Origin of the sequence: Cohnella cholangitidis (assembly GCF_014107495.1) — a bacterium.
In the GTDB taxonomy this organism is placed as follows: Bacteria; Bacillota; Bacilli; order Paenibacillales; family Paenibacillaceae; genus Cohnella; species Cohnella cholangitidis.
Map to the genome: position 1 here is coordinate 2,511,924 of NZ_CP041969.1, position 26,113 is coordinate 2,538,036.

The following is a 26,113-nucleotide window of genomic DNA, read 5'->3' on the forward strand; positions in this document are numbered from 1 at the left end:
AATCCACGAAGGAGGAATACCGAACATGGCCAAAACGAAAGAAGAAATATTAAACGCGTATTTATTCCGCCACGCCTGCAAGGAATTCGATCCGGAACGTAAAATAGCGGACGAAGACTTCGCCTTCATTCTCGAAACGGCAAGACTTTCGCCTAGCTCGTACGGCTTCGAGCCATGGAAATTCGTCGTCTTGCAAAATCCGGACATCCGCGAGAAGCTCCGCGCGCACACTTGGGGAGCGCAGCGCACGCTTCCGACAGCCAGCCATTTCATCCTTATTCTCGCAAGGAAGAAGTCGGAGCTATTAGAAGATTCGGATTACATTCAATCGATAATGAAGAACGTTCAGCAGCTGCCGCCCGATGCCGCCGCCAACAAAAGCCGCGTATTCCGTAAATTTCTGGAATCCGACTTCAAGCTGCTCGAACGCGAAGGCGCGGTGGAGGATTGGGCCGGCAAACAGACCTATATCGCGCTCGGTAACATGATGACCGCAGCCGCGTTAATCGGCATCGACTCATGCCCGATCGAAGGCTTCGAGCGAGATCCGGTAGACCGGATCTTGCGCGAAGAAGGAATCAACGACGGCGAGCGATTCCATCTCGTGTCCATGGTCGCTTTCGGCTACCGGGTTCGGGAGCCTCGCCCTAAGACGAGACGGGAGCTCGGCGAAATCGTGGAATGGAAATAAAGAAGAAGGGCGGTTATCCGCCCTTCTTCTTTATTTGACACCATGTTCGGAACTATCAACGGTGAATCCGATACGCTCGGACACTTCGATCGTAAGCTTATTCGCACCCGATTCGTACGCGATAACCGGGCAGTCCGGATCGCTTAACCACCATTTGAAGTGATGCTGCCGCTCTTCGTCATCTTCGTAATAGAAACAATGGATTTCTTGCGCCAAACCTTCTATTTGTTCGGCCAGCTCCTTCCCGACGTTCCCTATCTTCATAGTCCAACCGCGTTCCGACGGCTCCAACGCGAGTTGACAACCTTGCTTCGACGTATCTAGCAACGCCCTGCCGACTCCGCTCTTCACGACCAGTTTCTTATTTAACCCCATCTGCGCTAACCCCTTTTCTTACAACCTGAATGTTCGACCCCATTCCCCTATTCCATAACCAGATCTTAACACATTCAACTCTCCTCTTCGAAACCATTCAACAACACCGACATCATTAATCCATCATTCTATTATATGTAATAATTCATCACATAAAATCATTTTTTGATTTAAAATATGTATCATCTTTATTGGAATTTACGATAATTTGTGTTAGTTTATATTACACAAACATCGAATGGCGAAGGAGGAATGTAACATGATTAAAATCAGACGTTATTCAACAGCGGACCACGATCACGTATGGAGAATCCACCTACTAGTCATCTCCGAGGCAGGAGTGGAACCTACCCATAAACACTACCACGATATTTTTCATATCGAGGAGCAGTACATTCAGGATGGCGGGGACTTCGTCGTCGGTACGGACATTAAAGGAAACATCCTCGCCATGGGCGGGCTTAAGAGACTAAATGACAACACGGCCGAAATCAAACGCCTGCGCGTCCATCCAAGCCACCAGAAGAAAGGTTACGGCCAGTTGCTATTAAACAAGCTCGAGCTGCGCGCCAAGGATCTCGGATTCGCCCAAATCTATTTAGACGCGCTGCACAATCAGTACGGAGCGCACAAATTGTTCGAGAAGAACGGATATATCGAGAAAGGGCCGACCGTCATCGACGGATTCGACGTGGTCGTGTTCGAGAAGACTTTAGCTTAAACGCAAAGAGACTGCCTTGGCAGTCTCTTTTTACTCTATTATAAACGATTGGTTAGGACCCCCTCTTCCGTAGCTCCTCCCTCCAACGGGCCCGGTAAGGATTCTCCTCCACTAACTCTTCTAACATACTCAACGACTGCCCTCTCGAACCTTGCTCCCATAAAATATCGCTTTGAAACTTACGATACCAAATATTCGTGGGGTTGGTTTGTAACGCAAGGCGATTCTCCTCTTCAGCCACGGCAAGGTACCGTTGATCATTCCCTTGCAAGTAGCCTTTAAAATATATTTTCCCCTTCTGATCATGAGCTTGATCCGCGAACAATGCCGTTTTTATGCTTTTATCAAATAACGTCACGGCATCCGCAGGCCGGTTCTCCTGAAAGGCCTTAGAAGCAGCTTTAAAATAATAGGACGACAAAAACAATGTCCCGATGATCGCCGCTATGAGTACCGACAATATGCCCAACGGTACTTTGAACCTTTTAATCACCTGCCCGGATACAGTCGCTTCCGATTCGTTTGCCGATCTCTTTACCCCCAACACCAGGAATAAGCCCAATAGATAGGGATATGAGAACGTAAAGTCCACCAAACTATGAACGACGAGCGCAAAGCAGATGCACACCCTGCCCCACTGGAAAACTCGCTTATCTCCTTTGCCGCTTACTAGTTCATAAACGCTCCGATATAACAACAGAACAACGACGCCTACGTAAACAGCCGCCCCAATCAAACCTACGTCCGTAACGACCTGAAGGAAATGATTATGAATATAACGTACGAAATAGTCCGAGGTTTGATATCGGTACTGTAGCTGCGACCACCCTCCGCCTCCATACCCGAACCATAACGAATCCTTGGACATGGACAGCGCGTCGCTATAATACACAAGCCGAGACTGCCAATTCGGACACCGATATTCCGACCATAAGCCATCTAGACAAAAATCCGGTAGAAAGGAGCGCGCTAACGGCCGCAACCGCGGCGACTCCAATCGCACAAATGACGATTGTCAACGTTCTGCCCGATGCTCTAACGCCGATCCACAAGTATAGTCCGCTCAGTACCCAAGCCACTAGAAATAACCATACCGATTGCTCGTAGGCGATCGCACCAATCAATCCCAAGCAAGAGCAAGATAATGCGCGAATCCATGCTTCATGACGCTTCCTGCCGACAAAGACATAAAGCACGATTTGACTTCCAATCCATAGTAAAAAGGCAGTCCGAGATTGGGTCAAACACAAGGCCGTTACCGAAGCCAAGTGGTATACGAGGTAAATCCGATTAGGTTTGATGACGTACTGAACTTGACTAATGATTATCGAGACTAAGAGTAAAATAGCAAAAGCGTTCGCGTAATCAACTAGCCCCGTTAATCGCCCTTCATAGAACTGACCGGCAAAAATTCCGATAATGACCGCCACGAACACGGAACCTAGCAGTAAATGATCTATCCACCCGAAATGTTTCTCTATCAACTGCTTAAGGGCTAAATATAGCGGGATCATTAGCAATGCTTTAACGGCTTCTAGTACAGCATCATGCATGTTGACCGCATAAACGATGCTGCACAAATAAACCCCAGAGTAAGCCAAGAGCAAATAGAGCATGGGATCTCTCGAGGGAAATTCCTTGTACGCAAATAAACCTAACGCCGCAAAAGCGACGATTCCCGCAAGCAAATACTCCGTTTCAAAAAACAATCCATGCATGAGGGGACCAGATACGATAAATAAGCCTACCAGATAGAAACATAGTTGCCGATTCCATGGAAGCTTAATCCCATTGTTCATTGTACCGTCAAGTCCTATCCATATGTGTTGTGAACGAGAGACCCGATTTCTCGGGTCTCTCGTTTCTTCGTTTATTTCGATACTTCGTTTAACAAATTAGAGATGACTTGTACGGCTTCCGCACGAGTTGCTTTCGTTTTCGGAGAGAAAAGCGCTCCTTTGTGCCCTTTCATAAGACCGATCTCCGTAGCCTCCGTAACCGCGGATTGCGCCCATTTGCTAATTTGCCCGAAATCCTTGTAGTTCGACTTCTCGCCCGAGGCGTCCGGTTGTTGCACAACCTTGAATGCATTCATGACCATGATAGCCATTTCTTCTCGGGTAATTTGCTGCAAAGGAGCAAACCGATTATCGCTCACGCCTTTAATGATACCCTTCTCATAAGCTGCGGCGACCGCGCTCGCATACCAAGCGCTAGAAGATACATCCTTGAAAGTAACCGCATCATTTGACTTCAGACTTAGCGCTTTCGTTATTAGAGCTGCAAATTCGGCGCGCGTTATGTTCTTTTCAGGAGCAAATGCGGTATCCGTCACCCCGCTCACGATTTGCTTGGCCGCCATTTCCTGAACAACGTCGTACGCCCAGTGCTTCGAGCTCACGTCCGAGAAGTTCCTCCGAACTTCCAATACCCCGTATCTACTGAAATGGTTGACTTCGGCGGTTAGAAGGTTACCGTTCCACTTCCCGCCGATATATTCCAATCGTCCGTTATCGGCAATGTAGTATATTCCGGTTAGCCGACGGTTCGCATCGGCATTGACCGTAAAGCTTAACGTGATCGGAGCCTCGAATTGAGTAAGCTCTTTTGTCACTCCGTCCTTAGTCGTGATGAGCAATTTAACCTCGTAGATCGCGCCCGATGCTTCAACGCTGAGAACCGAAGACTTTGAAACGTCAAGATCGGATACCGCAACCGGTACGACCGACAGCGCAATATCGGCATCGGCTAGTTGATTAGAGCTAACCAATTTCGATAGTTGAGACAGCACCCGGGAAGGAATGGAGAAGACCGCGCTTCCGAGTTTGACTTCCAAACGATTCGTTCCGATCGATCCGACGATAGTGGCAGGCAACACTATCCTTTGCTTCCCTGCTGCCGCTTCTAGAGCTACCTTGCCGTCTATCGCGGCAGGAATATCCTTGCTCGTTAGACGTTGCGTATTCTCGTCATCGGCTTCGGCAGTTTGTACACCGCCGCCTCCGCCTCCGCCACCACCGCCTCCGCCGCCTGCACCCGGCACCAAGATCGATTGGGTCAGCACTACCTCTTTGTTCGGACCTAACGGCAGACTGAAGATTAGGGTATATGTTCCGCTCACTAGTTGTTTCTGTACCGTAAAACCTTCATTCCAATCGTTGGTTTGACCGGCGTACACCGTCTGGTTATCCCGGTTCTTAATAACCACCTTGCCTGGCGTTGAATATGCGTAGTTTCCGTCGGCGGCAACGGAAACAGAACTTAACTTCATATCCCCGCTAACGATTTCCGGTCGGATGAAGAGGACGGTTTGTCCGTTTTGCGTTGTTCGTTCCACGTTTAGCGAAGAAGTATTCCTATTCACTTCTCCATCGAAATCAAGGACCACATCGCTTTGAATGTTGATTTGTCCTCTAGTCTCCCAATAATACGACCAAGGCACTTCTTTATTCGGAACCTCGTACGTGTTAAACGCGAGCTTCTGATTCCCTGCGGATACATAAGCTTTGTTGAGCATGCGCTTGTCAAAATTGGAATATCCCGCATTCAGGGTTACCGCGTTCTCACCGTAAAGGCTGTAGAAGCTAAGAAACGGAATCGCGTTCTTGAATTGAACTTTATGCGGCTCAACATCAATATCCGTGACTACGCGCCCTGCAGAATCGACAGCCATTTTTTTATATAATTATATCCCGTTGTCGAACTGTTCGTCCCCGTAACGTTAACCATGAATTCTCCGGGAGATGTCAGCAACTCGCCGGCAACCAATTTGAGACCTTCATAACTAGGATAAGCACTGAAAATATTGAAGTCCTTACCGTAACCCCCTACCGGCATCATATACTGCGCCAAGGCTTGAGTCACGTCGCGCGGAACATTCGTGAAAGCAGGCCGAACCTTGACAAGATCCGACGGCACGCTTATCCGAGCAAGATTCAATAGCTCGCTGCCTTTAAGGCGAAGCTGATTGTAATACATGGTACGATCTGAATTCGTTCCGATTTTCTTTAATACGACCGCCATAAGAATGACGTATTCTTTGTCCGGAACGATCTCGCTTTTGCTGTATATGCTCAAATTACCCGATGAATCTATACTGATATGCTGAACTTCGATGTCCGCGCCCGTTCGCGTACGCATTTCCGCGCTCGAAGTCAATTCGCTAAGCGCGTAACCTGACGGTATCTCTAATGGAATCTTTAACACATTCGTTATCCTGTCCGGGGAGACATGAATGTTGATGTCGCTGGAAAGCTTAGCGACATTCTCAGGGAAATTTTGTTTTACAAGCTTCATGACGTAGTCTCCCGGTACATTCGGGGCGTTCCAATTATTTCGACTCCCGATATCCGTAAGCCATCTATTGCCTACCGGTTGATTACGCGTATCGTATAGCTGATATTCTAATAGAGGGGTTTGCGCACCGGCTCCACCCCCTGCACCTGTTCCGGGCGTGAAAGCAGCCCCGTTTGCAGAAATCTCGCGGTAAACGATGCCTTGGCCAGTATTTTGAACGGACATGCTTACCGTTCCTTCAGGACCGTGCACTTGAAAGGCAGGTTGTTCGGACAAACGCCGCTCATTTAAATTTTGTACGTCTCTTTCCACTTCATAAAGCATATTGTCCTGTTCGTCGTAGAAATTACTGTAAATGCTCTGATTCACATGACCTGCCCAAACATGAAAATCGTCGCTTTTGGAGGTTAGATTCTTTTGAAACGATAATTGGGTATTCTGGTTTGCCTTCAATACTTTCTCGAATGCATAGCGATACCCGTCTTTGGAAACAGAGTAATCCAACGATACGTTTGTTCCTCTCGGAACAAACCAAGATGCTCTGGCCGAGCTCCAATGAACTTTAATCGCCGGGTTATCATACCCTCCCGGAGGAGTAATTTCAACCAAATCAGCGGTTAGATCAGCCGACTGGTTTCCGGCCGCGACCATGGAACGTTCGTTTTCCAAATAATATCCTGCAGCTGTGTTGGAAGGATACAGATATCCGTAAGCAAATACGTTATCATTGGTTTGAACGTAAACAACGGCTTGATGCTGGTTATTAAAAGGTACCGCTATCGGCCAAGTCAAATATTGTTTTCCGACTTCTTTAATCGCTACATTCAAATAGTCTCCGACCTGCGCCGGCCCCGCCGCGTAAGTGATCTTCTTCAAGTTGCTGCCCGCGAAGTCCAAGCTCGTCTGCCCGGAAGTCACCGACTGATGGTAATACACCCCTCCCCCCTGCCCGTTTGAACTACTGCCCGTAACGACGACCTCGTATTCCGTACCCGGCAACAGTTGAGCGCTAGGGATGAATAACTTGCCAGGCTCCGTCGCATTCGCGTCGTATTTCTGAACCGTGTAATAATCCGTCACGCCGTTATTGGCCTCATAAAGCTGGGGAAGTTGCTTTTCATAGAGAAAGACTTGTCCATTCTGTAAAGGTTGGCCAGTCTCGTCTTGAGCTCGGATGACCAATCCATTCGTATTAGGCTCGTCCATATATCGGATTATGAAATCTCGGGAAGTTGCTAACGGAGTTGTCCGCCCTGGATAGGTCGCGGAAACCTCCAGCGAGTATTTGCCCGACTTCAAAACGGGATTCAAATTCGCGAAAACGTGAGCCCACTCATGTCCTGTTCCAGCAAACTCATGAACTTTCGTTCCCGCTTCGTTTTTAATGATAAATTTCGAAGTCATTTGAGGTTGTAATACACCGTTAACCAAATCATATACGTTGCCCAGATAGAAGTCTCCGCTCTTCGCCATTACCGAAGAACTCAGTTGCTTATCCGTGGCATACAGATTGTTGAATTCCAATTCGATCGCATCGGATAAATTCAGTCGTTTTGGCGCTGAAACATCCATGCTCGCGTTCCATTCCATGATCCTTGACGCGCTTTGTCTCGTTGAAAGATAAATTTTATAGTTCGACTTGGATAAGACCAGTTTATTAATCCCGTCGAAAGCAGGAGGATTCGAGTTCGAATACACTCGAACGTTTTCGCTACCGGAAGGCAGCGTAAGCTCGACAGCCGCGCTTAGATCCGATGCGGCAACGGCTAACCGGGCAGGACCTTGAACATCCGCCGATTTCTGGATCACGTAACCCGTATCGTTTTTCTTCCCGAAAAAGCTATAACGCAATGTACCCGGTTTCATTAAAATTTTCACGTTCGGTTGGATGGAGGGGTTATACACCACTCCAATCAGGTTAGTTTGCGGGTCTTCAAACTGAACGTTCATCGATTTATTCGTTAGATCACCAGGAGTGGATACGTCCGGCGTCACTTCAACGGAATCCGCGGCAATTGGCCAATTCCGCATGTTTAATAACTGCTCGCCGGTTAATTCCAGTTTATCGAGATAAACGATTTCATCGTTCAACAAGCTTCCTACAAAGCTTGCTTTCAAATAGATAGAGTACTGACTTGCAGGGAGGATCGATTCCGGACGCAGGGGTAGCTTACCGTTAGACAGGTAAAGATAAGTATGACCTATAGCATATGGGTCACCCTTATCTATTATCATTGCTTCTCCTCGCGATAATTGATATCCATCGATACTCCCTATCGTTATTTCGCCATATGTTGCCGCGGTTACGCTTGTCCTTTGTTGCGGCAAAGGCAATTGTTGATCATCCGCCGGCGGGACCACTAGATTTCCCGATAAATCGACCGCTCCCGGAGCTAAGATTGCTTCCGCACCCGCTTGCGGAGACACCACGCCAATCAATAAGCTAATAAGCATGATGATGGCTAACAGCTTCTTCCTCATCGATACATCCCCCAAGTCCTTGTCCATGATTAGCATAATATCAAATCCCATAATTACCCAATAGAACCAGTCCACATTGTACCATAATTGTTTCCAGTTAAAACACTAAATTTATCGAATTTGCGTACATTTTGAAAAAACCATTATTTTGACCAGTAAAAAGACAGCCGATTTCGGCTGCCCTTTAAACCCATTTCTACAACTTTAAATTACCCCGCCATCAAGCCCAGATCGTCCAACATAATCTTCCCCGGGCCTTCGTTGAAGTAAAAAGTAATTTGCGCCCATTCCTCCGGATCAAAGTCCGGATTCGCCTTGAGGAAAGCCTCGATCGGAAGCTCGTAGGTTTGGTATACCGGCTCCTCGGCATCCTTGAACTTCCCTTCGCTTAGCACGGACTCCATTCCCGGCAACCAAGTGAACTCGGTCGCTACTTGAGGCTCCGTTTCCATGAAATCGTCCAAGGACAGCCTCACGGCTTCGCCGGAACGATCCTCTAATTCAACTTCTATCGATAACCTGGAATCTATCGCTTCCTCCAATGCCTCCCATTGCGCAGGCTCCTCGGCTTCCTCTTTCGTTTCTTCTTCCAAATCCAGCCCCATATTGGCTAGAGAGAACATTAAGATGTCTTCGTTGTCCATTTCGCTAGCTGCAACGGAGCTCAGACGGATCGTATAAGAGCCTTCTTCCTCCCACGCAAGCTCGACTCCGCGATCCCCTTTGCCCTTCCCTTGCCGGTTCATGGCATTCGCGTGCCGCCAATCGGTCAGATCGGCCGCTTCCGCGCTTAAACCGGGCGACAGATTCGTCCGGTCATCCCCCGCGAAATCGGCGATGCGCCGAAAACTTCCGCTCTCGTACTGGTTGAAATACCGCGTATCCGGCAGGAAGCTTAACCCGTTGCGATAATCGCGAAACAAAGCCTCATAACGTTCGTCATCGTTCAGAACCGTCTCCAGAAAGGCCGATACGTAGGCTTTAGCAATCCGACGTTGTTCATCCGGCTCGATCAATTCCTTCGGACGAATGAATAAACCGGCCGGCCATGCGTTATCCGATTCTCCCCACTCCGTATTAAATTGGCTGTGGTTGGCATCCTCTATATAGAGCGAGGCTTTGAAAGCCTCCGATTCCGCATCTTCGGCAAAGGTAATTCGCCCATATTGACGATCGCCGTAGAAATTGACCAGATCGGCATCCTTCGCTCCTTGAAGAGTTAGATAAGAAACGTCTCTCAACTCCGTCCACTTGTCCTCCACGGCAGTATCCGTAGGCGCAAGCGCGACGACCGCCCGAATGGAATAACTGCCCGTTTCCGGCAAGCCGCGGTCATCATCGGCAAACCACTGGTTTCTTCCCGCAGCCATTGCCGCCGCCTGGCCGCCGCGGGAGTGCCCAAGCAGAGCAATCCGTTCGAAATCAACCCGACCGAAAAACGGAGATTCGGACTGCTCGCTGAACCGTTGAATTTGATCGATATGCTTCAGCAGCATCCACGCGCGCAGCTTCATGTCTTGCTTGGGAATGCCCGACCATACGGAATAGTTAAGGAAATTCTCGTCGACCGAAATCGCGATAATCCCTCTGCTGGCAAGCAGCTCGCCCAAGTATTCGTAACCGCCGTCCGAAAATTTCTCCATCAGATGGTTGCCATGGACCATGAGAACGAGAGGAAACGGCCCTTTTCCATCAGGCATCCACACTCTTCCGTTGAGCGGCAGCCGCGTCTCGTCGAATCCCCAGAATCGACTCCTTAGCCATGGCCAATTTTCTATATAAGCCGATGCATCGACAGATGACGATAATTCGTCCGTTTTCCGTCCGAACTCGGAGCGATGACGATCTTCCCCGCTGGCATATGTGAAAAACCGATAAGGATAATCGCCGGCAAGCGATGGGTCTTGGAGAATCACGCCCGACGCGCGCACCTCGTTGCTTTTCGCATAGTCTGCTCCGTCGGCCCTGTCCTCATCCGCTTGAGAATTCGACATCGATGGCAGCAGTCGCGGAAAACCCGCCAATGCATATCCCGCGACGACAATAAGCGCCGCAAGCGAGACGAGCGCCGCTTTTCTATTTGTTGGCCTCAGTCGCCCAATCGCTCCCGTCAGCGCACCTAGAGCAGCCACCACAAACGTACAGGCTGTCGAGTAAATAAGCGCGCCTTTCCAACCAAACTCGGAAAAGTATAGAACGAAATAGACAAGCACGCCCGTATAGATGAAGCTTCCTGCCGTGAACCGAGGGATTCCGAGCCCGAGAAGGGCCAAGACGCCTCCTATTCCTGCAGAAGCTATGGCAAGCGCGACCGTGTTCAAAGCCATTCCCGTTACGACGTCGAACGTTACGCCGAAGCCGGTAGGCATCCCGACTGCGGCAACGGCGACCGCCAAACAGCTGAACAACCACATGGAAACGACGATAAATCTGCTTACCCCCGTATCCAACGCATACGTCCCCGTCAGTCTTTGCCTCAGCCATGACGCTATTCTCTTGCTCTTGCTTATTTCGATATATTCAAGGTTCATAGCTTTCGCCTCAAATGAATTCTGTATTTCCGTTCATGTAGATTATAAACCTTTTCGCGGATGCCCACGAACTCCAAAGTCTAGCAATCACTTCGGCAGCAGATGACGATATTGTTTGCGCAGTTCGTACAGATCGTTTAACCGACGGACGGATGCCGGCTCGTCCTTCATGGACAGCGCTACGAACAAGGCGTCTACCAAAGCGGCAGGCGCCGAGACCGAATGGAACTGCTTCGTCTCGCCCCGACAAGCGTACAGGACGCAGCTCGCCCGATCGATCATCTCCGAAACGGTCAAGTCCGTGAACAGAATGACCGGGTTCCCCCGATCGCTTGCGAACCGTTGAATGACCTCGATCTCGGGGGAAGATTGGAAAAATCCGAATACGATAAAAGGCTCGCCCGCTTGGACGTGCACCAAGCTTTCGAACAACTCCGAACCGCTTCTCGGCAGCACGGCCGCTTGTTTGCCGTGCCGATTCAGCCGGAATCTCAACAACTCGACCAGGCTCGCCGACGGTCCGGCCCCGTGAATATGCACCCGCGGCGCATCATCTATCCATTGAACCGCGCGATCGAACTGTCCGCGATCCAATAGCTGAAAAGTCGTCCGGATATATTCGATTTCACGAGACAGGATCATTCCCGCGATATCTTGTTCCCCGACCTGCGTAAGCAGGTTTTTCATTTTATCGGCAGGCGTGACCTCTCTTAAATCCGCAAGCTCCATTTTATAGCTTTTAAAATTTTTGTACCCGATTTTACGCCAGAACCGCGATACCGTCGCAACGCTTACCTGCAACTGATCTCCGATCTCCGTTTCGGTCAGAAAAGACAGCTTCTCTTCGTTCTTCACGATGAAGTCCGCGATTTTCCTGTCGCTCTGCGTAAAATGATCTTTCTGGTTCAACCACTCTCTCATCGTTGCGGCTCCGTTTCCCCGAATGCAGGCTGATCTCTCCCCATCATAACACCTCGTAATTTCGGCGCACAACTGATCTGTAAATAAATTTACATCGTAAAATAAAATGAAATATTTTTTACAATTTTGTTTTTTCCATTAATCCTCCGCTAACATTCGCCCCGTATAACTGAAATCAGGAAGGCCAAATTCAAAGGAGGCAATCGTCTTGAAGCAAACCCACAATATTATGGTGTTCGTCCTGTCTATGGCCGTATTCGGCTTATCGGATCTGGTAACGGAGCTTATCCCGGACGTCTCGGTCGGGTCGGTCGAGATCGGCATCCCGTACTTCGGATTCGTCGGGCTTATCCTCGTCATGTTATTCAATCCTTTGTATGCGGCGCTTGGGGCTTCGTTCGGCGAACTAGTGTTCGGCGACCTGCTAATGGGCGATTTCGGAGGAATCGGCGAGCTTGACGGCTTCCTCGTCTTGTTCGTTGGACTATGGGTTGCCGGGCTGCTCGTGAAGGATCCATCCAATCGGAAAATGGTCGCCATAGCCGGCATGATCGGCATCGGAATCGATCAGTTCATGAGCGGCGCGTTAGACGTCATGAAGGTCTGGTTCGGAGTCGCGGAGCTGGAGGCGATCGAGGGCTTGCCGCAGAGCATCGTCGTACTCGAACTGATCGAGAACGGCGTGGAATGGCTCGTCGCAGGCATTCTGTTCGGCATTATTCCCGCTCTTTACATGGTCCCCCGAATGTTCGGCAAGATCGAACCGCTTATGGGCATTCGTCCTCGCGAGCCTCGCGACGTTACAGTCGGAGCCGCGGCCGGACGATTAGCGTTAGTCTCGGTCATCGTCCTCGGTATTTCCGCGGCTTTCGCCATGTTGAGCGAGATGACGGACGGCACGGGCGAGTGGAAGCCGGACTTCGTCGACCGATTCGGCACAAGCTTCATCTGGCTTGGAATCGGAATTGCCGCATTCGTCGCTCTCGTCGTGTTCCTGCTCTCCCGCAGAAATAGAACGGCGGGCGGCGCAAGAACCCCTTCCCGCCATGCTTAATCGTCAGTTGCGAACTGCCGAGTTAGCCGTAGAGATCCAAGGGGCGAGCTTCCGCTATCCCGGCGCTAACCGCCCATCCTTGAACGGGCTTGATCTTCAAGTAGGCAAGGGGCAGTTCACGGCCGTCATCGGGAGCAACGGAAGCGGCAAGTCCTCCCTCTGCAAAGCGCTGACCGGCCTGATTCCCCATTATTACTCCGGAGAGCTGGAGGGTATCGTTAAGGTTGAAGGGTCGACACCCAACAGACGTCGGTAGCCGAGCTCGCTTACCGGATCGGATACGTGTGCCAGGATTTCGAGAACCAGCTCGTGCGGCCGACCGTATGGGAAGAGACGATATTCGCGCCGATGAATTTCGGACATGCCGATTACGAGCAACGCGCGACCCGCATTTTGGAACGGCTAGGCATCTCCCACCTGAAGGATCGCTTTATTTGGCAGCTTAGCGGCGGGCAGAAACACATTACGGCGATCGCCGCGGCCTGTCTTTGGATCCCGACATCATTATCGTCGACGAACCCGCCGCGGAGCTGGATCCGTTTCATGCGGAGAGTATCTATGCTTTATTGAAACAACTCAATGAGCGCGAGGGCAAAACCGTCATCGTCATCGAGCATCACACGGAATGGATCGCCAAATACTGCAGCGACGTCGTGCTTTTATCCGAAGGCAGGGTCGTCTGGCATAAGCCGGTCGAAGATGCATTATCCAGCGTAGAAGAATTGCGGGCGCATCAGATTTTCCCGCCGCAGATTACGCAAATCGCCTATTCTCTAGATGTTAGACGCGAACAATCCCGTTATCCGATTACTCTGGAAGAAGGGGCGGCTTCCTTTGCCGCCTTGGGCATTCAAGAGCGTAGGCCTTCTCCCGTACCTAAACCGGACTCGCCGTCTTTTAGAGAGCCCATCATTCGTTACGACAACGTGACGTACGTCTATCCGACTTTGGATAAAAAGGGCCATACCGTATTCGAGAAGCTTAGCTTGTCCATCCGCCCGGGCGAACGGGTGGCGATCGTCGGAGGCAACGGAGCGGGCAAAACGACGCTGCTGCGAATGATGACCGGGCTCGTGAAACCTCAGCAAGGAGAACTGTATCTCTATGAACAATCCTTGCGCAAGCTCTCTCCGGAACAGACGGCAGGACAAGTCGCTTATATTTATCAGAAGCCGGAGAACATGTTCATCTGCGACAACATTCGCGACGATATCGCCTACTTCCCGAAGGCGCGCAAGCGCGATTTCACCGAGCGGCTTACCGAACAGCTCCTGTCGCAGTTGCATTTGAATGAGCTTCAAAAGCGCGACGGAAGGCTTCTCAGCGGAGGACAGCAACGTAGGGCTTCCCTTGCGATCGGACTATCGATGCAGCCCAAGCTGCTCTTGCTGGACGAACCGACCGCCAGCCTGGACGTCGTTAGCCGCAAAGAGACGATCGGAACGCTCGAAAGGATAGGGGATACGATTCAAGCGGTCGTTATCGCAACCCACGACATGCAGTTGGTAGCCGAATGGGCCAATCGAGTGCTCGTCATGCATCACGGCAAACTCGTCGCCGACTTTTCACCCGAACAGCTATTCTCCCAAGAAGCTTATTGGAGCAAGTGGGGGCTGATGGCGCCTCAAGTCGTCGAGCTATCCGCTCGGCTTGGATGGACGCAGCCCGCGCTTAGCCCGGAACAATTCCTTGAACGCGCCGCTTGGCCTATTAAAGATGAGGATGCGGAGGTGAGACAAGTTGTCTCTTATTGAAAGGTGGATGTCGCGGTTTACGCTGGAGCAATTGAAGATGACGTTGTTGCGCACCGCATACGGGAATAAGAACACTTTTTTAAGCCGAATCGATCCAAGGGTGCTCCTAATCTGGTACGCCTTCTTTACGATCAGCCCTTGGTTCTTCTATGACAGGACCGTCTTAGTCGCCTTATTCGCCGTTTCCCTGACGCTTGCCCTAACCTCTAGAGTCAGCGGCTTGATTCTATTCCTCATGGCGTTCAGCACTTTTATGAACTTGGTGTATATAGGCGTACTGGCATTGTTTCTGGGAGGGAACGGAGAGGCCTTCCTAGCTTTGATCACTTTAACCTTGAAGCTGCTAATCATGGGCTTGGCGAGCGTGGCCGTGTTCACGAGCATCGATCCCGAGAAACTAAGCGACGCGTTGCTTGCCATGAAGGTCCCGGCCCCGTTCAGCTTCGGAATTTCGTACGGTTACCGCATGATCCCGATTCTAGTCGAACAGTACCAGGACGTATTCGCCTCCTATCGCATGCGAGGCGCTCCCCCGACCCGAAAGGGCTGGCTGTCTTGGAGAATCGGTTACTACTTCTGTAAAATATGCGTCCTCGCCTTCTATCCTACGTTGCTCAATACGGCCAAACGGGTCCGAACTACGGTCGAAGCGCTGGAAATGCGAGGATTCACGTATACGCTGGTCAGCGGAGACGCCCGCAGGCTGAAGCTGTCCCGGATGTCGGTGCGTCCCATCGACGGTCTCTTCTGCCTGTTGACGATCTTCTACATCGCAGCCGCCGTTTGGGCCAGTAAGATCTATTCCCTATAAATAACTCTTCACGCGAAAGGATGCTCCTACATGTATATCGATTTTCATACCCATACGAAATTGAGCAAAAAAACCGATTTCTCCCTCAGCTACTTCTACCGAATGATCGGCGCGGCACGAAAAGCGGGGTTGCACGCAACGGCGTTAACCGAGCATTTCAACACCCGCAACTTTCACGAAATATACGACACCTTGGATCGCGAGCTTCCTTATCGGGATCACTATTACGACGTGGACGGCTTCCGCGTATTCTGCGGCATCGAGATGGACATTCGGGAGAAAGGCCACATCCTGCTCATCGGAGAACGGTCGGAAATACGCGCCATCCAGCAGAAGTTCGCCCATAACAAAGACAAGGATACGTTCCCGCACGGCCAAGACTTGTTCGACTTTGCGGATCGATATAACGTATTGAAGATCGGAGCGCACCCTACCCGCCGCTCTACGCCTTTGACGCATCTGGACCCTTCCCTCTTGAACCGCCTCGAGTTTCTGGATCTGAACGGAAGGGAAACGCGCACTCGCGCGGAACTCGAAGCATTCGCGCAGCAGCTGGGCAAGCCGATCGTAGCCGGCAGCGATTCCCACCACCCGATTCAATTCGGCTCCGTCCGCAACAACTTCCATCGCGATTGCAGGACGATCGACGACATTCGCTGCTGCGTGCACGAAGGTCTTTATAGTATCGAGGTTTCGCCGATCATCGGATTGAAGGTATCCGCCGCGAAGATGATCAAGAGAACGATCAAGCTGATGGGTCGAGCTTAAACAGCAGCTTATTCATTTCATGGCGGCTCAACGTTGCGGGATCGATGCCCGCTTCCTTGCTGCCGCCAAGCTTCTCTAACCGCTCCAACTGCGTCTTGGTCGGGCGCTGGGCGTCAATGATTCGCTGGAAGTTGTCGCTCGCGACCTTCTTCCTCGTTTCGGGCTTCAACAGATCGATCGTCTCGTACATCGCCGGAATCGCTTCGTCGTAGGTCATGTCGAATGCTCCGTCGGTGCTCAGGAAGAAGCGGTCCGGGTACTGCTCGATAAGATCGATATAAGATTCCGTTTTGTACGGACTGCTAGCATTATAGGACGTAAAACCCGCAAAAAAATCGATATAGAGGTTCGGATGAGCTTTCAGCAGTTTCCCGATCGAATCAGCGTCCTGATAAACGTTGGCATGCCCGAATATAAACAGAGTGTCCGGATATTGCTCCAACGCCTCTTCCAGCTTCTGAACCGGCAACCCGTTGGGCGGATCGATATGGAGCAGGATCGGAGCGTCGTATTCGGCGCACAGCTCGTAAACCTTAGGCAGATTGCCGTCCATTGGGTCGTTCGCTTTCCAAATCACCTTAGAAACTACGGGCGAGTGAGTCGAAGCCGCGACCGTTTCGCCCACTCCCAAATAGCCGTTCTCCAATTGATTGCGTACGGTTTCCAGCCCTTCGGGCTCGTTCATGTCAAACCCGGAGAAGAACGGATAAATCCGATCCGGATAAGCGCGATATGCTCCCCAAGCAAGCGCATCGGTGATCTTCGCCGATGGCTCCGATACATTTCCGAAAAGAACGATTTTGTTCACGTGATAACGGTCCCATGCAGAGAAACTCAGCAAGTATTTGTTGGCATCGTGATTATGTACGTCGATCACCCCAAGATCGGCATATTTGTCGGCCAGGGCTTGTTTCTCTAATCTCGCTTGTTTCTTCGGATCTTTCGACTCGACCGGCTCCGATACGTCCGCGGATGCCGTCTGCGACTCGGTCGGGCGCTCGCTCTCCATCGCCTGAGTCGCCGCAGGACCCGGATCCTTACTTTGATCGTACAATCGAATGCCGTATACCAATAACCTCACTGTTATAAGCAGGATCACAACCGCTAGCACCTTTCCCCGCCAGTTCGAATGTTCCGCCATCGCGTCGATTCCCCGTTTCTTCCTTGGATATATACATGCCAATTATACCTTTTAGTGGAAAAGTAGGCGATGGTTATCTACGTACCGTTCTCATGCCGCTATTCCACGTTCTCTCACCCAAATACCGGAAATAACGGCACCGCGTGGTTACTACTTAGGTAGTCCTAAACCGAAACTGTCCACGAAGAACGGATATGAGTGAATCATGCAAAGGAAGAGATTGTTTCAGAAGTGTGGAAATAAACCCGCGAATACTGGCAAACTGCTTTCCGCCAAGAGCCGTCCGAAAGCATCCGGATATTTTCTGTTTCACTTTGGACATGCGAATATCGCGTTCTGCCTGGTTGTTATCGAAAGGAATACGCACATCATAAAGAAAGCGAAGAATCGCCCCTTTGTGTTTTATGAACCGATGTCCAAGATTTGCCGCTTTGCTCTTGCATTTTCGTCCGCGAGGCCCTGTTTTCTCAGGCACCAGATCTTTGGCCCATTCCGTTTTCCCTAACGCCAAAATGTCGTCGTATTGCTGGTCGATCTCGGCGAGGACTTTATCCGACAAAGGGATACCAGCAATTCGTGCCTCTTTGGCCAACCCCCAGCTTCGACGAAGCAGCTCTTTCATGTCGACGGGCCACTGGTGCTTATCGTGATCAGCAATCCCCTGGCATTCCCGCATGAGATGCGCGTTACACAAAGCGTGGGAATACTTGAAGTCTGATTTGAAATAGGCCGTGCAACAGTCATGAACCACAATTCCGGTGTAAGTGGGCAATACACCCATTTCTACGATTGCTGGCCCGCATCGCTTCTCGTTCATATGCAGCAACGTCCATTTGGCGCTCGAATGCGTATGAAGATGCTGCTGTTTCCCATTCAAACGCATGGGCGTTTCATCGCAATGGATGAAAGGCTCGTTGCGAAGATGCGCTTGAATCAACGGCTCCTGTTCTGCTATACAGTTTGCCATGCTCTTCAGTTGTTCAAGCAAGGTCTTTTGGCTAGGGCGATACCCGGTCAGATCGAAAAAGAATTGTGTAATGCGTTGCAAGGGCAGCAATTGATAGCCGCTCAAATAAGCCGTCCATGCTGCGAAGCTATCCCCATACTGTACAGGTGCCTTCACCGCAGCAGGAAACTCGGCCCGTTGCAACGTGTGGCAGCACGGGCAGCGCTTTTCTTCTACGCGATGTTCGGTGGTAACAAGCGGAGTGAGAGGTAAGTCAAGTACTTGTCTTTTGATCCAGCCTTGCACAGGCACATCCGCTAAGGAGAGCTTGCAGTTCTTGCAAGCAGGCAAAGCATGAACGATGACTTCGTCAGGCACCAGGCTAAAACGAAGCGTGTGGCCTTCGTGCCCCTTGGGCGCTCCTTTGTTACCCCCAGGCTGACGCAGATTGTTCTTTTTTCGCAGTCCGTCACTCGATGGCGGTTTGCTGCTGTTATTGCTATTTTGACCAAGCTGTCGTTCTAACTCGTGCACACGCTTCTCTAATTTATTAATTTGAACAGCTTGTGTTTCTACCATTTCGGTCAGTTTCTCATTTTGTGCCAGAAGCGCAGAGATGAAGCCTGCAATCTCGGTATCCCCTTTACTCACATGTAATACCTGTTGCGGAGTTAGCTTCATTGTTCTTGCTCCCTTCACAGATTCTATATAAGAAATACTTCTACATGCAGCACCAAAAATCCTTTAAAACAGAAAAAAAGTCTCCTTTGGATTAAGGAGACCTAAGTAGTAACCACCGCGTGCCGCTATTCCACGTTCATCCACCCAAAACCCTGAAATAACGGCACCGCGTGCCGCTATTCCACGTTCCCCCACCCAAAACCCTGAAATAACGGCACCGCGTGCCTCTATTCCTCGATGCTGGCTTCCTCAGTTCGCAACAAAAAAAGACCATCCCAAGAGCCGCCGCGGCTCCATGAGACAGTCTCTATCCTTTTAATCCAGTGCCGGCGCTTCGCCGCTCGCCCGTCTGCGAACTCCGTTGCCTAACCGGCGCATCACTTCCTGCATCTCTTCCGGATGCAGCAGCTCGATCGGCGACACTCCCTTATCGAACTGAAAGTTATCCCCTTCGATCAGGACGATATATCGCCCGTTCATTCGCGCGATATGAATGTTGTTGCCGTAATCGTCCATATGCCCCTTGATCAGCACGTCGTCCAACTTGAATTTGAGCTCAAGATCGGGCTGCAGCTCCACGATTTGCTTCGTGGCCTCCACGACGTGCTCATGGGTCCACTTTTCCTGCAGCTCGCGTTTCTCCCCTGCCGCCCACACGTCGAACTGCTGCTTCTCTTGCCTCATCGCGACGACTTCTTCCGTCTCCGCGACTTCTTCCGCATCTTCGGTGTGATAATACGGAATATCCGCGCCCTGCCATTTGGTCTCCATATACTGATTGACCATCTCCATCACCTGATCGGCGACGATTTCCGGCTTCGACTTCTCGTAACTGACGTATTTCAAAAAATCCTCGAAATACCTGGCATGGGAGGCTTGATGGATTTTCAGTTCCCACTCCTCCAGCATCCCCTCTTCCGGCATGTGCGGGTACTGGATCGATTTGATGTTTTTCGCGTTAATCGCCATCTCCACTTGAGAGATCAAGCTTTTCTCGTCGGATACCCGCGCGATCTTCGTTTCGAAATCGCATTTGAACAAGAAGAGAAACGGATCATCGTACAACTCGTTCAGCTTGGCCGTCGCCAAGACGAACGCCCCTCCCCTTACCGAGTTCGTATCCATGTAGATCCGCAAAAGATCATCGCCGCAGTTATGAAACTCCGCCTTATCCGCCGCGGTCCTCAACCGTTGGAACAAATTATAGTTGGGATTGCTCGTCAAATCGTGGCCGGGCTCGACGATGAATCGCCCGATCTTCGTCGGCACCTGTTCGGATACGGCGTTGATCTCGGCTTTTCTTTTGGCGATTCGCTTGAACTCTCCGTCCAAGAAAACCTTCAATTCGCTATCTTGGTACTCCTCATGCGTAAGCGTCTGATAATGCTTGTATTTCTTAGGGCCATCCGGATCGGAGCCCTCATTCTGAATAACGAAGAACGATAAATATTGAACGGCAAATTTCATAATAAGCTCCCATTCGACGAGTAGGTTATCGTAGATCTATCGTAAATCCTAACCGAATATTATCAGGTTAATTCCGGCGCGACAACCCTTGAAAAAGTGTTCCCTATTCTATCGAAAGCCCCCTAAGCAGATATGATATACTCTTTCTGAAAATATTCGTGGGAGTTGAGCCCGTGCCCGATTGGTCCTACCAAACGTTATTCCGCCCTCTATTATTTCGGTTGCCCTCAAGGGCAGCGCGAAGCCTGACCCTCCATGCGATGAGAAGGGTTAGCCGAGTTCCCGGCGGAACGTTGTTGATTAAAACATTAGGCCATATGGAGCCATCGCCGTTGCTTGAAGGACGAGTTGCGGGAATTCCCGTGCCTACGCCCGTCGGATTGTCCGGAAACGCGGATCCGCAAGGAATCGCCCCCAAAGCCCTTTCCCAGTTCGGCTTCGGTTTCATCGAGATCGGACCGGTTACCCTGCAACCCGTTCGCAATTCGGATCCCATAGACAATCAATGGCGACGGGAAACGATCGTTTATCCCTGCGAGTACGAGAACGACGGATTGGAGAACATGCAATCGCGCATCGATAATCCCGACCACCGGTTGCCCCAATTCGTACGAATTGCGCCGATGCCGGGCAGCACTGTCGAACAAGCGGTCAATCAAATTCAACGCCTTCTGACGTCCTTATCCTCGTCGCAAGTCGCGGGTTTCTATATCGACGTCTTAACGAATTCCAGAACGCTTGAACATAATCTCTACTTGCTTCAACAAATTTCCGAAGCGGCCCGAACCTATTGCGAGCTCAAGCGGAAGCCATTATTTCTTTACGTTCCTCTGGATTATCCGGAACCTTGGCTCGAACAAGCGCTAACCGGGACGGATTTGTCTCCATGGTCAGGTTACTTGATCGGGAATGCCCTGCATGATAATAACGATGACAACTGTGGTGTTAGGGTAGGACGAACTAGTTCCGCCACCGCCTGCGCGTTATCCAAAATCGGGCTGCTGAAAGCCCATGCGCCCAAGGAAAGCTTCATTAAAGCATCCGCCGCCATCCATGAACCGCAAGACGCGTTGGATATGCTTCATGCCGGGGCCGACAATATACTTTTGAACAGCGGTCTTGTATATGCCGGACCAGGACTGCCCAAGCGGGTCAACGAAGCGATTATTTATGACCGAATTAAAGAAGCCACGTTACCGGAACCCCCTTCGTTCTGGAAACACTGGGGTTGGATGACGTTGCTCGGAATCGGCATGATCATCGGCGGAATCATCGCTTGGCTAATCGCGGAATCGTCGGTCGTGCTGCCCTACGATGAAGCTTATTTAGGTATGTCGCGCCTTGAGCTGCAACGGATTAACGAGCATCTTCTGCACTTTATGTCCCATGACAGGATCACTTTGGCGGGGACGATGATCTCGATCGGCATCCTGTATTATCATCTGGCCAAGAACGGGCTGAAATTCGGCCTGCACTGGGCGCGAACCGCTCTAATGGTTTCCGGCATCGTCGGTTTCCCCAGCTTTTTTCTCTATTTAGGGTACGGATTTTTCGATCCGATCCACGCCGCGGCCGCAGCCATCCTATTCCCGATGTTCCTGCTCGCGATGCGCGGAAATCCGGATCGACCGTCCCGCGCCCCCGTTAATTTGCGCAATAGCCGCGAGTGGCGGCTGGCCATGTGGGGACAGCTATGTTTCGTTTCCTTAGGCATCGCTCTTAGCATAGGCGGAATCGTCATAGCTACCGTCGGGGTAACTAACGTATTCGTCCCGCAGGATCTGGCTTTCATGAACGTCACTCGGGAGCAACTAGACGCAGCCAACCCGAAGCTGATTTCGCTCATCGCCCATGATCGCGCAGGATTCGGAGGAGCCTTGTTCTCCAATGCCGTCATGCTGCTCGTACTTGCGTTATGGGGACTGCAACAATATCAACGTTGGCTTTGGTGGACGTTGCTCGCAGGCGGTTCCCCCGCATTCATAGCCGGCTTGAGCGTTCATTATCATATCCGTTATACGGATTTCCTCCACTTGTTGCCCGCCTATTTCGCGTTCGCCCTCTATATTGCGGGCTTGATCTTGCTCTACCCTTATTTGATGAAAAATGACAAACCAATTACAAACGTAGCATGACTGTAATATGACCAAAACGATGACGACGGTAACTTACTGGGGTTACTAAGATTGCCATATAATAACTCTCGACGGATCTGATAGAAGCCTTCGCAGTGCACGGCAGGGCTTCCCCAAATCGAACGTATAAAAAAAGGAGTTATTCCCCATTATGAAAAAGCCAGCTCGTTTACTTACCGCTACTGCCTTAATATGCGCCCTAATGGTTCCTTCCCTTGCTTCCGCTGCGGAAGCAAGCAAAGAAGCCGCCCCGCCGGAAGTTAAACCTATCCAAGCATCGTTGACCAAAGAAGGCGGCTTTGCCGCTCTTCAAGTCGGCAAACAAGTATTCGTGTACAACAACGACGGGCAATTGTTCCAAACGAAAGGCAAAGAACGCGTCGGCGATCTGCAGGACCTGTTCGTCATTCCTTATGGCCCTATGCAAATCCCGATGATCCTGATCAAGAACGACAAGAACGGATACATGGTATTCAGCGATCTATGGCCTAAAATTGTACCGGGCAAGGAACAGGACACGACCGATGCCTACTACAGCGGCCGCATCCATACTTCCGCGCGCGATAAAGTCGTTACGAGAACCGGCCATCACTACGCCGAGAAAATCGGGGATGAAGTCGCCGTATTTACCGCGAACGATTTCGACGATCTGAAAAAAGGGTTCCACGAATCCTTCCGCGTGAAAGGCGAGCTTAGAGGCCTGATCCTGTACGATTGCTGCCCTTACTTGGTCGTAGACGACGGCAAAGAAACGCTCTCCGTCTATCACGCCGGCGAGAACGGCGCGGAACTGGCTAGCTCCATCGAATTCAAGTAATGGTATTTCGTCCATTCGGGAATAGTATGCAGGTGAACTCAACTTAGGAGGGACCTACACCTGCATGGACGATACGCACGAATTTGTCGAGAAGCTTCACGATACGCAGAACAAAGCTAAACGGAACAAAAAACGGCAAAACGAGGAAGACCCCGGCAACAAGCTGCCGGGCAAGCAACATAGCACCAATAAGTAGGCCAGGGAGGTGAAGGTATGCGCAAACTGATCTTAGCAGCGGTTATGGCGGCAAGTCTGTTCGTGGCTGTGCAGGGTGCTTCTGCCAAAAGCGCTGCGGATGATGCGAGTATTGCGAACGGAGGACACAACGAGCCTCCGGTCGGAATTAGTAACGGCGGGCATAACGAACCTCCTACTGGCGGCATTGTAAATGGAGGACATAACGAACCTCCCGTTGGCGGATTACGCTAGACGTAAGCTAAAGCATTCTCGCAACAAGAACAGAAGAACCTTCAAACCCGCCGTTACGGTGGGGCTGAAGGTTCTTTTTCTACGCCATCGACAAGCTTCTCCGGTAAGCCCAATGATTCGTAGGCCCCCGGCCGTTGCCGATGTTTATTCCGTCTTCGATCGCGGCTTGAATGAACGCTTTGGCTTGACGCGCCGCCGCTTCCATTTCCATCCCCCGGGCGAGCCGGCCGCCAAAGCCGCGGAGAAAGTGCAGCCGGTGCCATGCGTATGCGCCGTATCTACTCTCCTACCCGCGATCTCGGTAAAACTATGGCCATCGAACAGCAAGTCCACGGCTTCCGCTCCGGAATCGTGGCCGCCTTTGACGATGACATATTTAACGCCGTAGCCGGCGAGTCTCTTCGCCGCCTCTCGCTTATCCAATGGAGTGACGATGGCCATCCCCGTCAACTTCTCCGCTTCGGGAATGTTCGGCGTAACGACTTCGGTTAACGGCAATAGCGATCCGGTAAGGGCTTGTATCGCCTCTTCCTGCAGAAGCACGGAGCCCCCTTTGGCGACCATCACCGGATCTACGACTACCTTCTTCCAACCGAACTCTTGAATCGCTCCCGCCACCGCACGGATGATCTCCCCGCTAAACAGCATCCCCGTCTTGAGCGCGTCGACCCTGATATCGCTGCCTACCGAACGGATTTGCTGGATCACCGCCTCCGGGCTCAGCGGATATACGGCCTGCACTCCGTTCGTATTCTGCGCGGTTACTGCCGTGAGCGCGGACATTCCGTACACGTCAAGCTCTTGGAAGGTTTTTAAGTCCGCTTGGATGCCCGCCCCTCCGCCGCTGTCTGAACCCGCTATGGTTAACGCCCGGCTCACTTTGCAATCAAGCTTTATGTCCACGGCTACCCTCAACTCCTCTCTCTTATGATTTATCATGCAACTATGTATGGAAGGAGTCGGCAGCTTCAATCGCTTCTTCCGAATCGATCCGGATCGAAAGCCCGATGATAATCCGGGACCCGTTTTCCCTCGACATAGTCGGCTACAAGCTTGGCCGTTGCCGGACTCAGAAGAATGCCGTTGCGATAATGGCCGACCGCCATTACGACTCGGTTCGAAGCGCTCAAAGGTCCGATCAACGGCAAACCGTCCTGCGTCGATGGACGCAACCCGGCCCAACGATGGAAAGGCACCCGGTTCGCAAGAAAAGGAAAAGCCTGTTTGTTCCATCTCCTCAATCGCTCGATGCCTTTGTCCGTTACGGACGTGTCGAAGCCCGCGACATCCTCGGACGCCCCGCACACCAACGTCGAGTTTTCTTTCCCTACCAGATAGCCCTGATTGCCGAAAACCATATGTCGAACGGGTTTCGTTTCCGTCTCGTACGCGCATATCTGTCCGCGAATCGGGTACACGGGAATGGCGATGCCGAACGTATCCGCAAGCTCCCGGGCCCACGCCCCGGAACAGACAACGAGCCGGTCTCCGCCGAACGTGCGTTGATCCGCAGTTTGGACAACGATTTCGCTATGCCACTCGGCTATCGTCAGCTTTTCCAAGTTCTCGTAGATCCGCACGCCCAATAACCGGCAGGCTTGCTCAAGCGCGCGTACGTAATCCGGGGAATAGAGATGGCTTTCTTCCGGCGTGCGCAACGCCGCTCGTACGTTCCGGGACAGCATAGGTTCGATCTGGAACAATTCTTCTCCCTCCAGGATGGTACCCGAGGAACCGTGTTCCCTCTGCCATAGAATCCTTCCTTCGAGCGCCAGCCTATCCGCTTCATGGTAAGCGATATAGAGGCTTCCCGAATGGGTGTATTCGAAGGCCATACCCGAAACCCGTTTGACATGCGACTGCCACTCGGGATAGACGCGCAGGCTTTCCAAGCCTAATCGAAAAAATTCGTCCGGCCCCTCCGCGTTTTCGGAGTATGGCGCCAGCATGCCGGCGGCGGCGCCGGAAGCTTGTCCTCCGCAGCGGTTGATTTCCAATACGGCGACCTCGTGCCCCCGATTCCGCAGCTCGAACGCGCAGGATAGTCCGATTACCCCTCCGCCCATTACCAGAATCGTTTCTGTCATGCCGAAA

The 26,113-nt window shown here is 51.3% G+C and carries 23 protein-coding genes and 1 pseudogene; 12 read left to right on the top strand and 12 right to left on the bottom strand.

Going from position 1 to position 26,113, the window contains the following annotated elements; all coding sequences use genetic code 11:
* Positions 1–25 precede the first annotated feature (25 nt).
* The gene (locus FPL14_RS11940; RefSeq protein WP_182303143.1) at positions 26–691 is read left to right on the top strand and encodes an NAD(P)H-dependent oxidoreductase; all 666 of its coding nucleotides are present in this window, start codon (positions 26–28) and stop codon (positions 689–691) included.
* A 30-nt stretch (positions 692–721) separates the two neighbouring features.
* Here FPL14_RS11940 and FPL14_RS11945 read toward each other — a convergent pair whose 3' ends face one another.
* On the bottom strand, positions 722–1,066 hold the full coding sequence (locus tag FPL14_RS11945; protein WP_182303144.1) for a hypothetical protein: 345 nt from the start codon (positions 1,064–1,066) through the stop codon (positions 722–724).
* Between the two features lie 259 nt (positions 1,067–1,325).
* On the opposite strand from FPL14_RS11945, the gene FPL14_RS11950 reads away from it, so the two are divergent.
* Entirely contained in the window at positions 1,326–1,787 is a 462-nt protein-coding gene (locus FPL14_RS11950; RefSeq protein ID WP_182303145.1) for a GNAT family N-acetyltransferase, read from the top strand.
* Positions 1,788–1,839: 52 nt separating this feature from the next.
* Here the strand turns inward: FPL14_RS11950 and FPL14_RS11955 are convergent, their stop codons facing one another.
* From FPL14_RS11955 to FPL14_RS11980, 6 genes are all read right to left on the bottom strand, one after another.
* Positions 1,840–2,679, bottom strand: a complete 840-nt coding sequence (locus tag FPL14_RS11955) for an O-antigen ligase family protein (RefSeq protein ID WP_182303146.1) — start codon at positions 2,677–2,679, stop codon at positions 1,840–1,842.
* The gene (locus tag FPL14_RS11960; protein ID WP_182303147.1) at positions 2,669–3,586 is read right to left on the bottom strand and encodes a hypothetical protein; all 918 of its coding nucleotides are present in this window, start codon (positions 3,584–3,586) and stop codon (positions 2,669–2,671) included. The genes FPL14_RS11955 and FPL14_RS11960 overlap by 11 nt, the downstream gene beginning before the upstream one ends.
* 71 nt (positions 3,587–3,657) lie before the next feature.
* Positions 3,658–5,460, bottom strand: a complete 1,803-nt coding sequence (locus FPL14_RS11965; protein ID WP_182303148.1) for an S-layer homology domain-containing protein — start codon at positions 5,458–5,460, stop codon at positions 3,658–3,660.
* Positions 5,433–8,564, bottom strand: coding sequence for a hypothetical protein (locus FPL14_RS11970; RefSeq protein ID WP_182303149.1), 3,132 nt, complete (start codon positions 8,562–8,564; stop codon positions 5,433–5,435). Before FPL14_RS11970 ends, FPL14_RS11965 begins: the two co-directional genes overlap by 28 nt.
* A gap of 209 nt (positions 8,565–8,773) precedes the next feature.
* Positions 8,774–11,095, bottom strand: a complete 2,322-nt coding sequence (locus FPL14_RS11975; RefSeq protein ID WP_182303150.1) for an alpha/beta hydrolase family protein — start codon at positions 11,093–11,095, stop codon at positions 8,774–8,776.
* An 87-nt stretch (positions 11,096–11,182) separates the two neighbouring features.
* Positions 11,183–12,016, bottom strand: coding sequence for a MurR/RpiR family transcriptional regulator (locus tag FPL14_RS11980; RefSeq protein WP_182303151.1), 834 nt, complete (start codon positions 12,014–12,016; stop codon positions 11,183–11,185).
* A gap of 208 nt (positions 12,017–12,224) precedes the next feature.
* On the opposite strand from FPL14_RS11980, the gene FPL14_RS11985 reads away from it, so the two are divergent.
* The 6 genes from FPL14_RS11985 to FPL14_RS12010 are packed head-to-tail and all read left to right on the top strand — an operon-like array spanning position 12,225 to position 16,403.
* On the top strand, positions 12,225–13,070 hold the full coding sequence (locus FPL14_RS11985; protein WP_220471238.1) for a DUF8171 family membrane protein: 846 nt from the start codon (positions 12,225–12,227) through the stop codon (positions 13,068–13,070).
* A complete protein-coding gene (locus FPL14_RS30310; RefSeq protein WP_182303152.1) occupies positions 13,063–13,326 on the top strand; it encodes an ATP-binding cassette domain-containing protein in 264 nt (87 codons plus the stop codon). Before FPL14_RS11985 ends, FPL14_RS30310 begins: the two co-directional genes overlap by 8 nt.
* A gap of 26 nt (positions 13,327–13,352) precedes the next feature.
* On the top strand, positions 13,353–13,640 hold the full coding sequence (locus tag FPL14_RS30315) for an ATP-binding cassette domain-containing protein (RefSeq protein WP_267875415.1): 288 nt from the start codon (positions 13,353–13,355) through the stop codon (positions 13,638–13,640).
* A complete protein-coding gene (locus tag FPL14_RS12000) occupies positions 13,637–14,824 on the top strand; it encodes an ATP-binding cassette domain-containing protein (protein WP_182303153.1) in 1,188 nt (395 codons plus the stop codon). Before FPL14_RS30315 ends, FPL14_RS12000 begins: the two co-directional genes overlap by 4 nt.
* Positions 14,811–15,635: an energy-coupling factor transporter transmembrane component T family protein gene (locus FPL14_RS12005; RefSeq protein ID WP_182303154.1), complete on the top strand. Its 825-nt coding sequence runs from the start codon at positions 14,811–14,813 to the stop codon at positions 15,633–15,635. Before FPL14_RS12000 ends, FPL14_RS12005 begins: the two co-directional genes overlap by 14 nt.
* A gap of 30 nt (positions 15,636–15,665) precedes the next feature.
* A complete protein-coding gene (locus FPL14_RS12010) occupies positions 15,666–16,403 on the top strand; it encodes a PHP domain-containing protein (RefSeq protein WP_182303155.1) in 738 nt (245 codons plus the stop codon).
* On the opposite strand, the gene FPL14_RS12015 is transcribed toward FPL14_RS12010, so the two are convergent.
* From FPL14_RS12015 to FPL14_RS12025, 3 genes are all read right to left on the bottom strand, one after another.
* Positions 16,381–17,544 (bottom strand): amidohydrolase family protein, encoded by a 1,164-nt coding sequence (locus FPL14_RS12015; RefSeq protein ID WP_182303156.1) that lies wholly within the window; start codon positions 17,542–17,544, stop codon positions 16,381–16,383. The genes FPL14_RS12010 and FPL14_RS12015 overlap by 23 nt on opposite strands.
* 154 nt (positions 17,545–17,698) lie before the next feature.
* Complete coding sequence (gene tnpC / locus FPL14_RS12020) at positions 17,699–19,171, bottom strand: IS66 family transposase (RefSeq protein WP_182303157.1); 1,473 nt, start codon at positions 19,169–19,171, stop codon at positions 17,699–17,701.
* A gap of 315 nt (positions 19,172–19,486) precedes the next feature.
* Positions 19,487–20,638: a DUF3900 domain-containing protein gene (locus FPL14_RS12025; protein ID WP_182303158.1), complete on the bottom strand. Its 1,152-nt coding sequence runs from the start codon at positions 20,636–20,638 to the stop codon at positions 19,487–19,489.
* Between the two features lie 296 nt (positions 20,639–20,934).
* Here FPL14_RS12025 and FPL14_RS12030 point away from each other — a divergent pair, with 296 nt between their 5' ends.
* From FPL14_RS12030 to FPL14_RS12045, 4 genes are all read left to right on the top strand, one after another.
* Positions 20,935–22,773 (top strand): beta/alpha barrel domain-containing protein, encoded by a 1,839-nt coding sequence (locus FPL14_RS12030; RefSeq protein WP_229263885.1) that lies wholly within the window; start codon positions 20,935–20,937, stop codon positions 22,771–22,773.
* 151 nt (positions 22,774–22,924) lie between these two features.
* Positions 22,925–23,590: a hypothetical protein gene (locus tag FPL14_RS12035; RefSeq protein WP_182303160.1), complete on the top strand. Its 666-nt coding sequence runs from the start codon at positions 22,925–22,927 to the stop codon at positions 23,588–23,590.
* Between the two features lie 64 nt (positions 23,591–23,654).
* Positions 23,655–23,786: a DUF4023 family protein gene (locus FPL14_RS12040; protein ID WP_182303161.1), complete on the top strand. Its 132-nt coding sequence runs from the start codon at positions 23,655–23,657 to the stop codon at positions 23,784–23,786.
* Between the two features lie 17 nt (positions 23,787–23,803).
* Entirely contained in the window at positions 23,804–24,019 is a 216-nt protein-coding gene (locus FPL14_RS12045) for a hypothetical protein (protein WP_182303162.1), read from the top strand.
* A 79-nt stretch (positions 24,020–24,098) separates the two neighbouring features.
* Here FPL14_RS12045 and thiD read toward each other — a convergent pair.
* Positions 24,099–24,958, bottom strand: a pseudogene (thiD, locus tag FPL14_RS12050) (bifunctional hydroxymethylpyrimidine kinase/phosphomethylpyrimidine kinase).
* Between the two features lie 29 nt (positions 24,959–24,987).
* The gene (gene thiO, locus FPL14_RS12055; protein ID WP_182303163.1) at positions 24,988–26,106 is read right to left on the bottom strand and encodes a glycine oxidase ThiO; all 1,119 of its coding nucleotides are present in this window, start codon (positions 26,104–26,106) and stop codon (positions 24,988–24,990) included.
* Positions 26,107–26,113 lie beyond the last annotated feature (7 nt).

Bases quoted from the DNA above. Each gene is read 5' to 3' on its own strand.
- FPL14_RS30310 (WP_182303152.1), top strand. From the start codon at position 13,063: ATGCTTAATCGTCAGTTGCGAACTGCCGAGTTAGCCGTAGAGATCCAA.
- FPL14_RS11965 (WP_182303148.1), bottom strand. From the start codon at position 5,460: ATGGCTGTCGATTCTGCAGGGCGCGTAGTCACGGATATTGATGTTGAG.
- thiO (WP_182303163.1), bottom strand. From the start codon at position 26,106: ATGACAGAAACGATTCTGGTAATGGGCGGAGGGGTAATCGGACTATCC.
- FPL14_RS11945 (WP_182303144.1), bottom strand. From the start codon at position 1,066: ATGGGGTTAAATAAGAAACTGGTCGTGAAGAGCGGAGTCGGCAGGGCG.
- tnpC (WP_182303157.1), bottom strand. From the start codon at position 19,171: ATGAAGCTAACTCCGCAACAGGTATTACATGTGAGTAAAGGGGATACC.
- FPL14_RS11980 (WP_182303151.1), bottom strand. From the start codon at position 12,016: ATGAGAGAGTGGTTGAACCAGAAAGATCATTTTACGCAGAGCGACAGG.
- FPL14_RS12045 (WP_182303162.1), top strand. From the start codon at position 23,804: ATGCGCAAACTGATCTTAGCAGCGGTTATGGCGGCAAGTCTGTTCGTG.
- FPL14_RS11950 (WP_182303145.1), top strand. From the start codon at position 1,326: ATGATTAAAATCAGACGTTATTCAACAGCGGACCACGATCACGTATGG.
- FPL14_RS11960 (WP_182303147.1), bottom strand. From the start codon at position 3,586: ATGAACAATGGGATTAAGCTTCCATGGAATCGGCAACTATGTTTCTAT.
- FPL14_RS11940 (WP_182303143.1), top strand. From the start codon at position 26: ATGGCCAAAACGAAAGAAGAAATATTAAACGCGTATTTATTCCGCCAC.
- FPL14_RS12015 (WP_182303156.1), bottom strand. From the start codon at position 17,544: ATGGCGGAACATTCGAACTGGCGGGGAAAGGTGCTAGCGGTTGTGATC.
- FPL14_RS12025 (WP_182303158.1), bottom strand. From the start codon at position 20,638: ATGAAATTTGCCGTTCAATATTTATCGTTCTTCGTTATTCAGAATGAG.
- FPL14_RS11970 (WP_182303149.1), bottom strand. From the start codon at position 8,564: ATGAGGAAGAAGCTGTTAGCCATCATCATGCTTATTAGCTTATTGATT.
- FPL14_RS12035 (WP_182303160.1), top strand. From the start codon at position 22,925: ATGAAAAAGCCAGCTCGTTTACTTACCGCTACTGCCTTAATATGCGCC.
- FPL14_RS12040 (WP_182303161.1), top strand. From the start codon at position 23,655: ATGGACGATACGCACGAATTTGTCGAGAAGCTTCACGATACGCAGAAC.
- FPL14_RS11975 (WP_182303150.1), bottom strand. From the start codon at position 11,095: ATGAACCTTGAATATATCGAAATAAGCAAGAGCAAGAGAATAGCGTCA.
- FPL14_RS12010 (WP_182303155.1), top strand. From the start codon at position 15,666: ATGTATATCGATTTTCATACCCATACGAAATTGAGCAAAAAAACCGAT.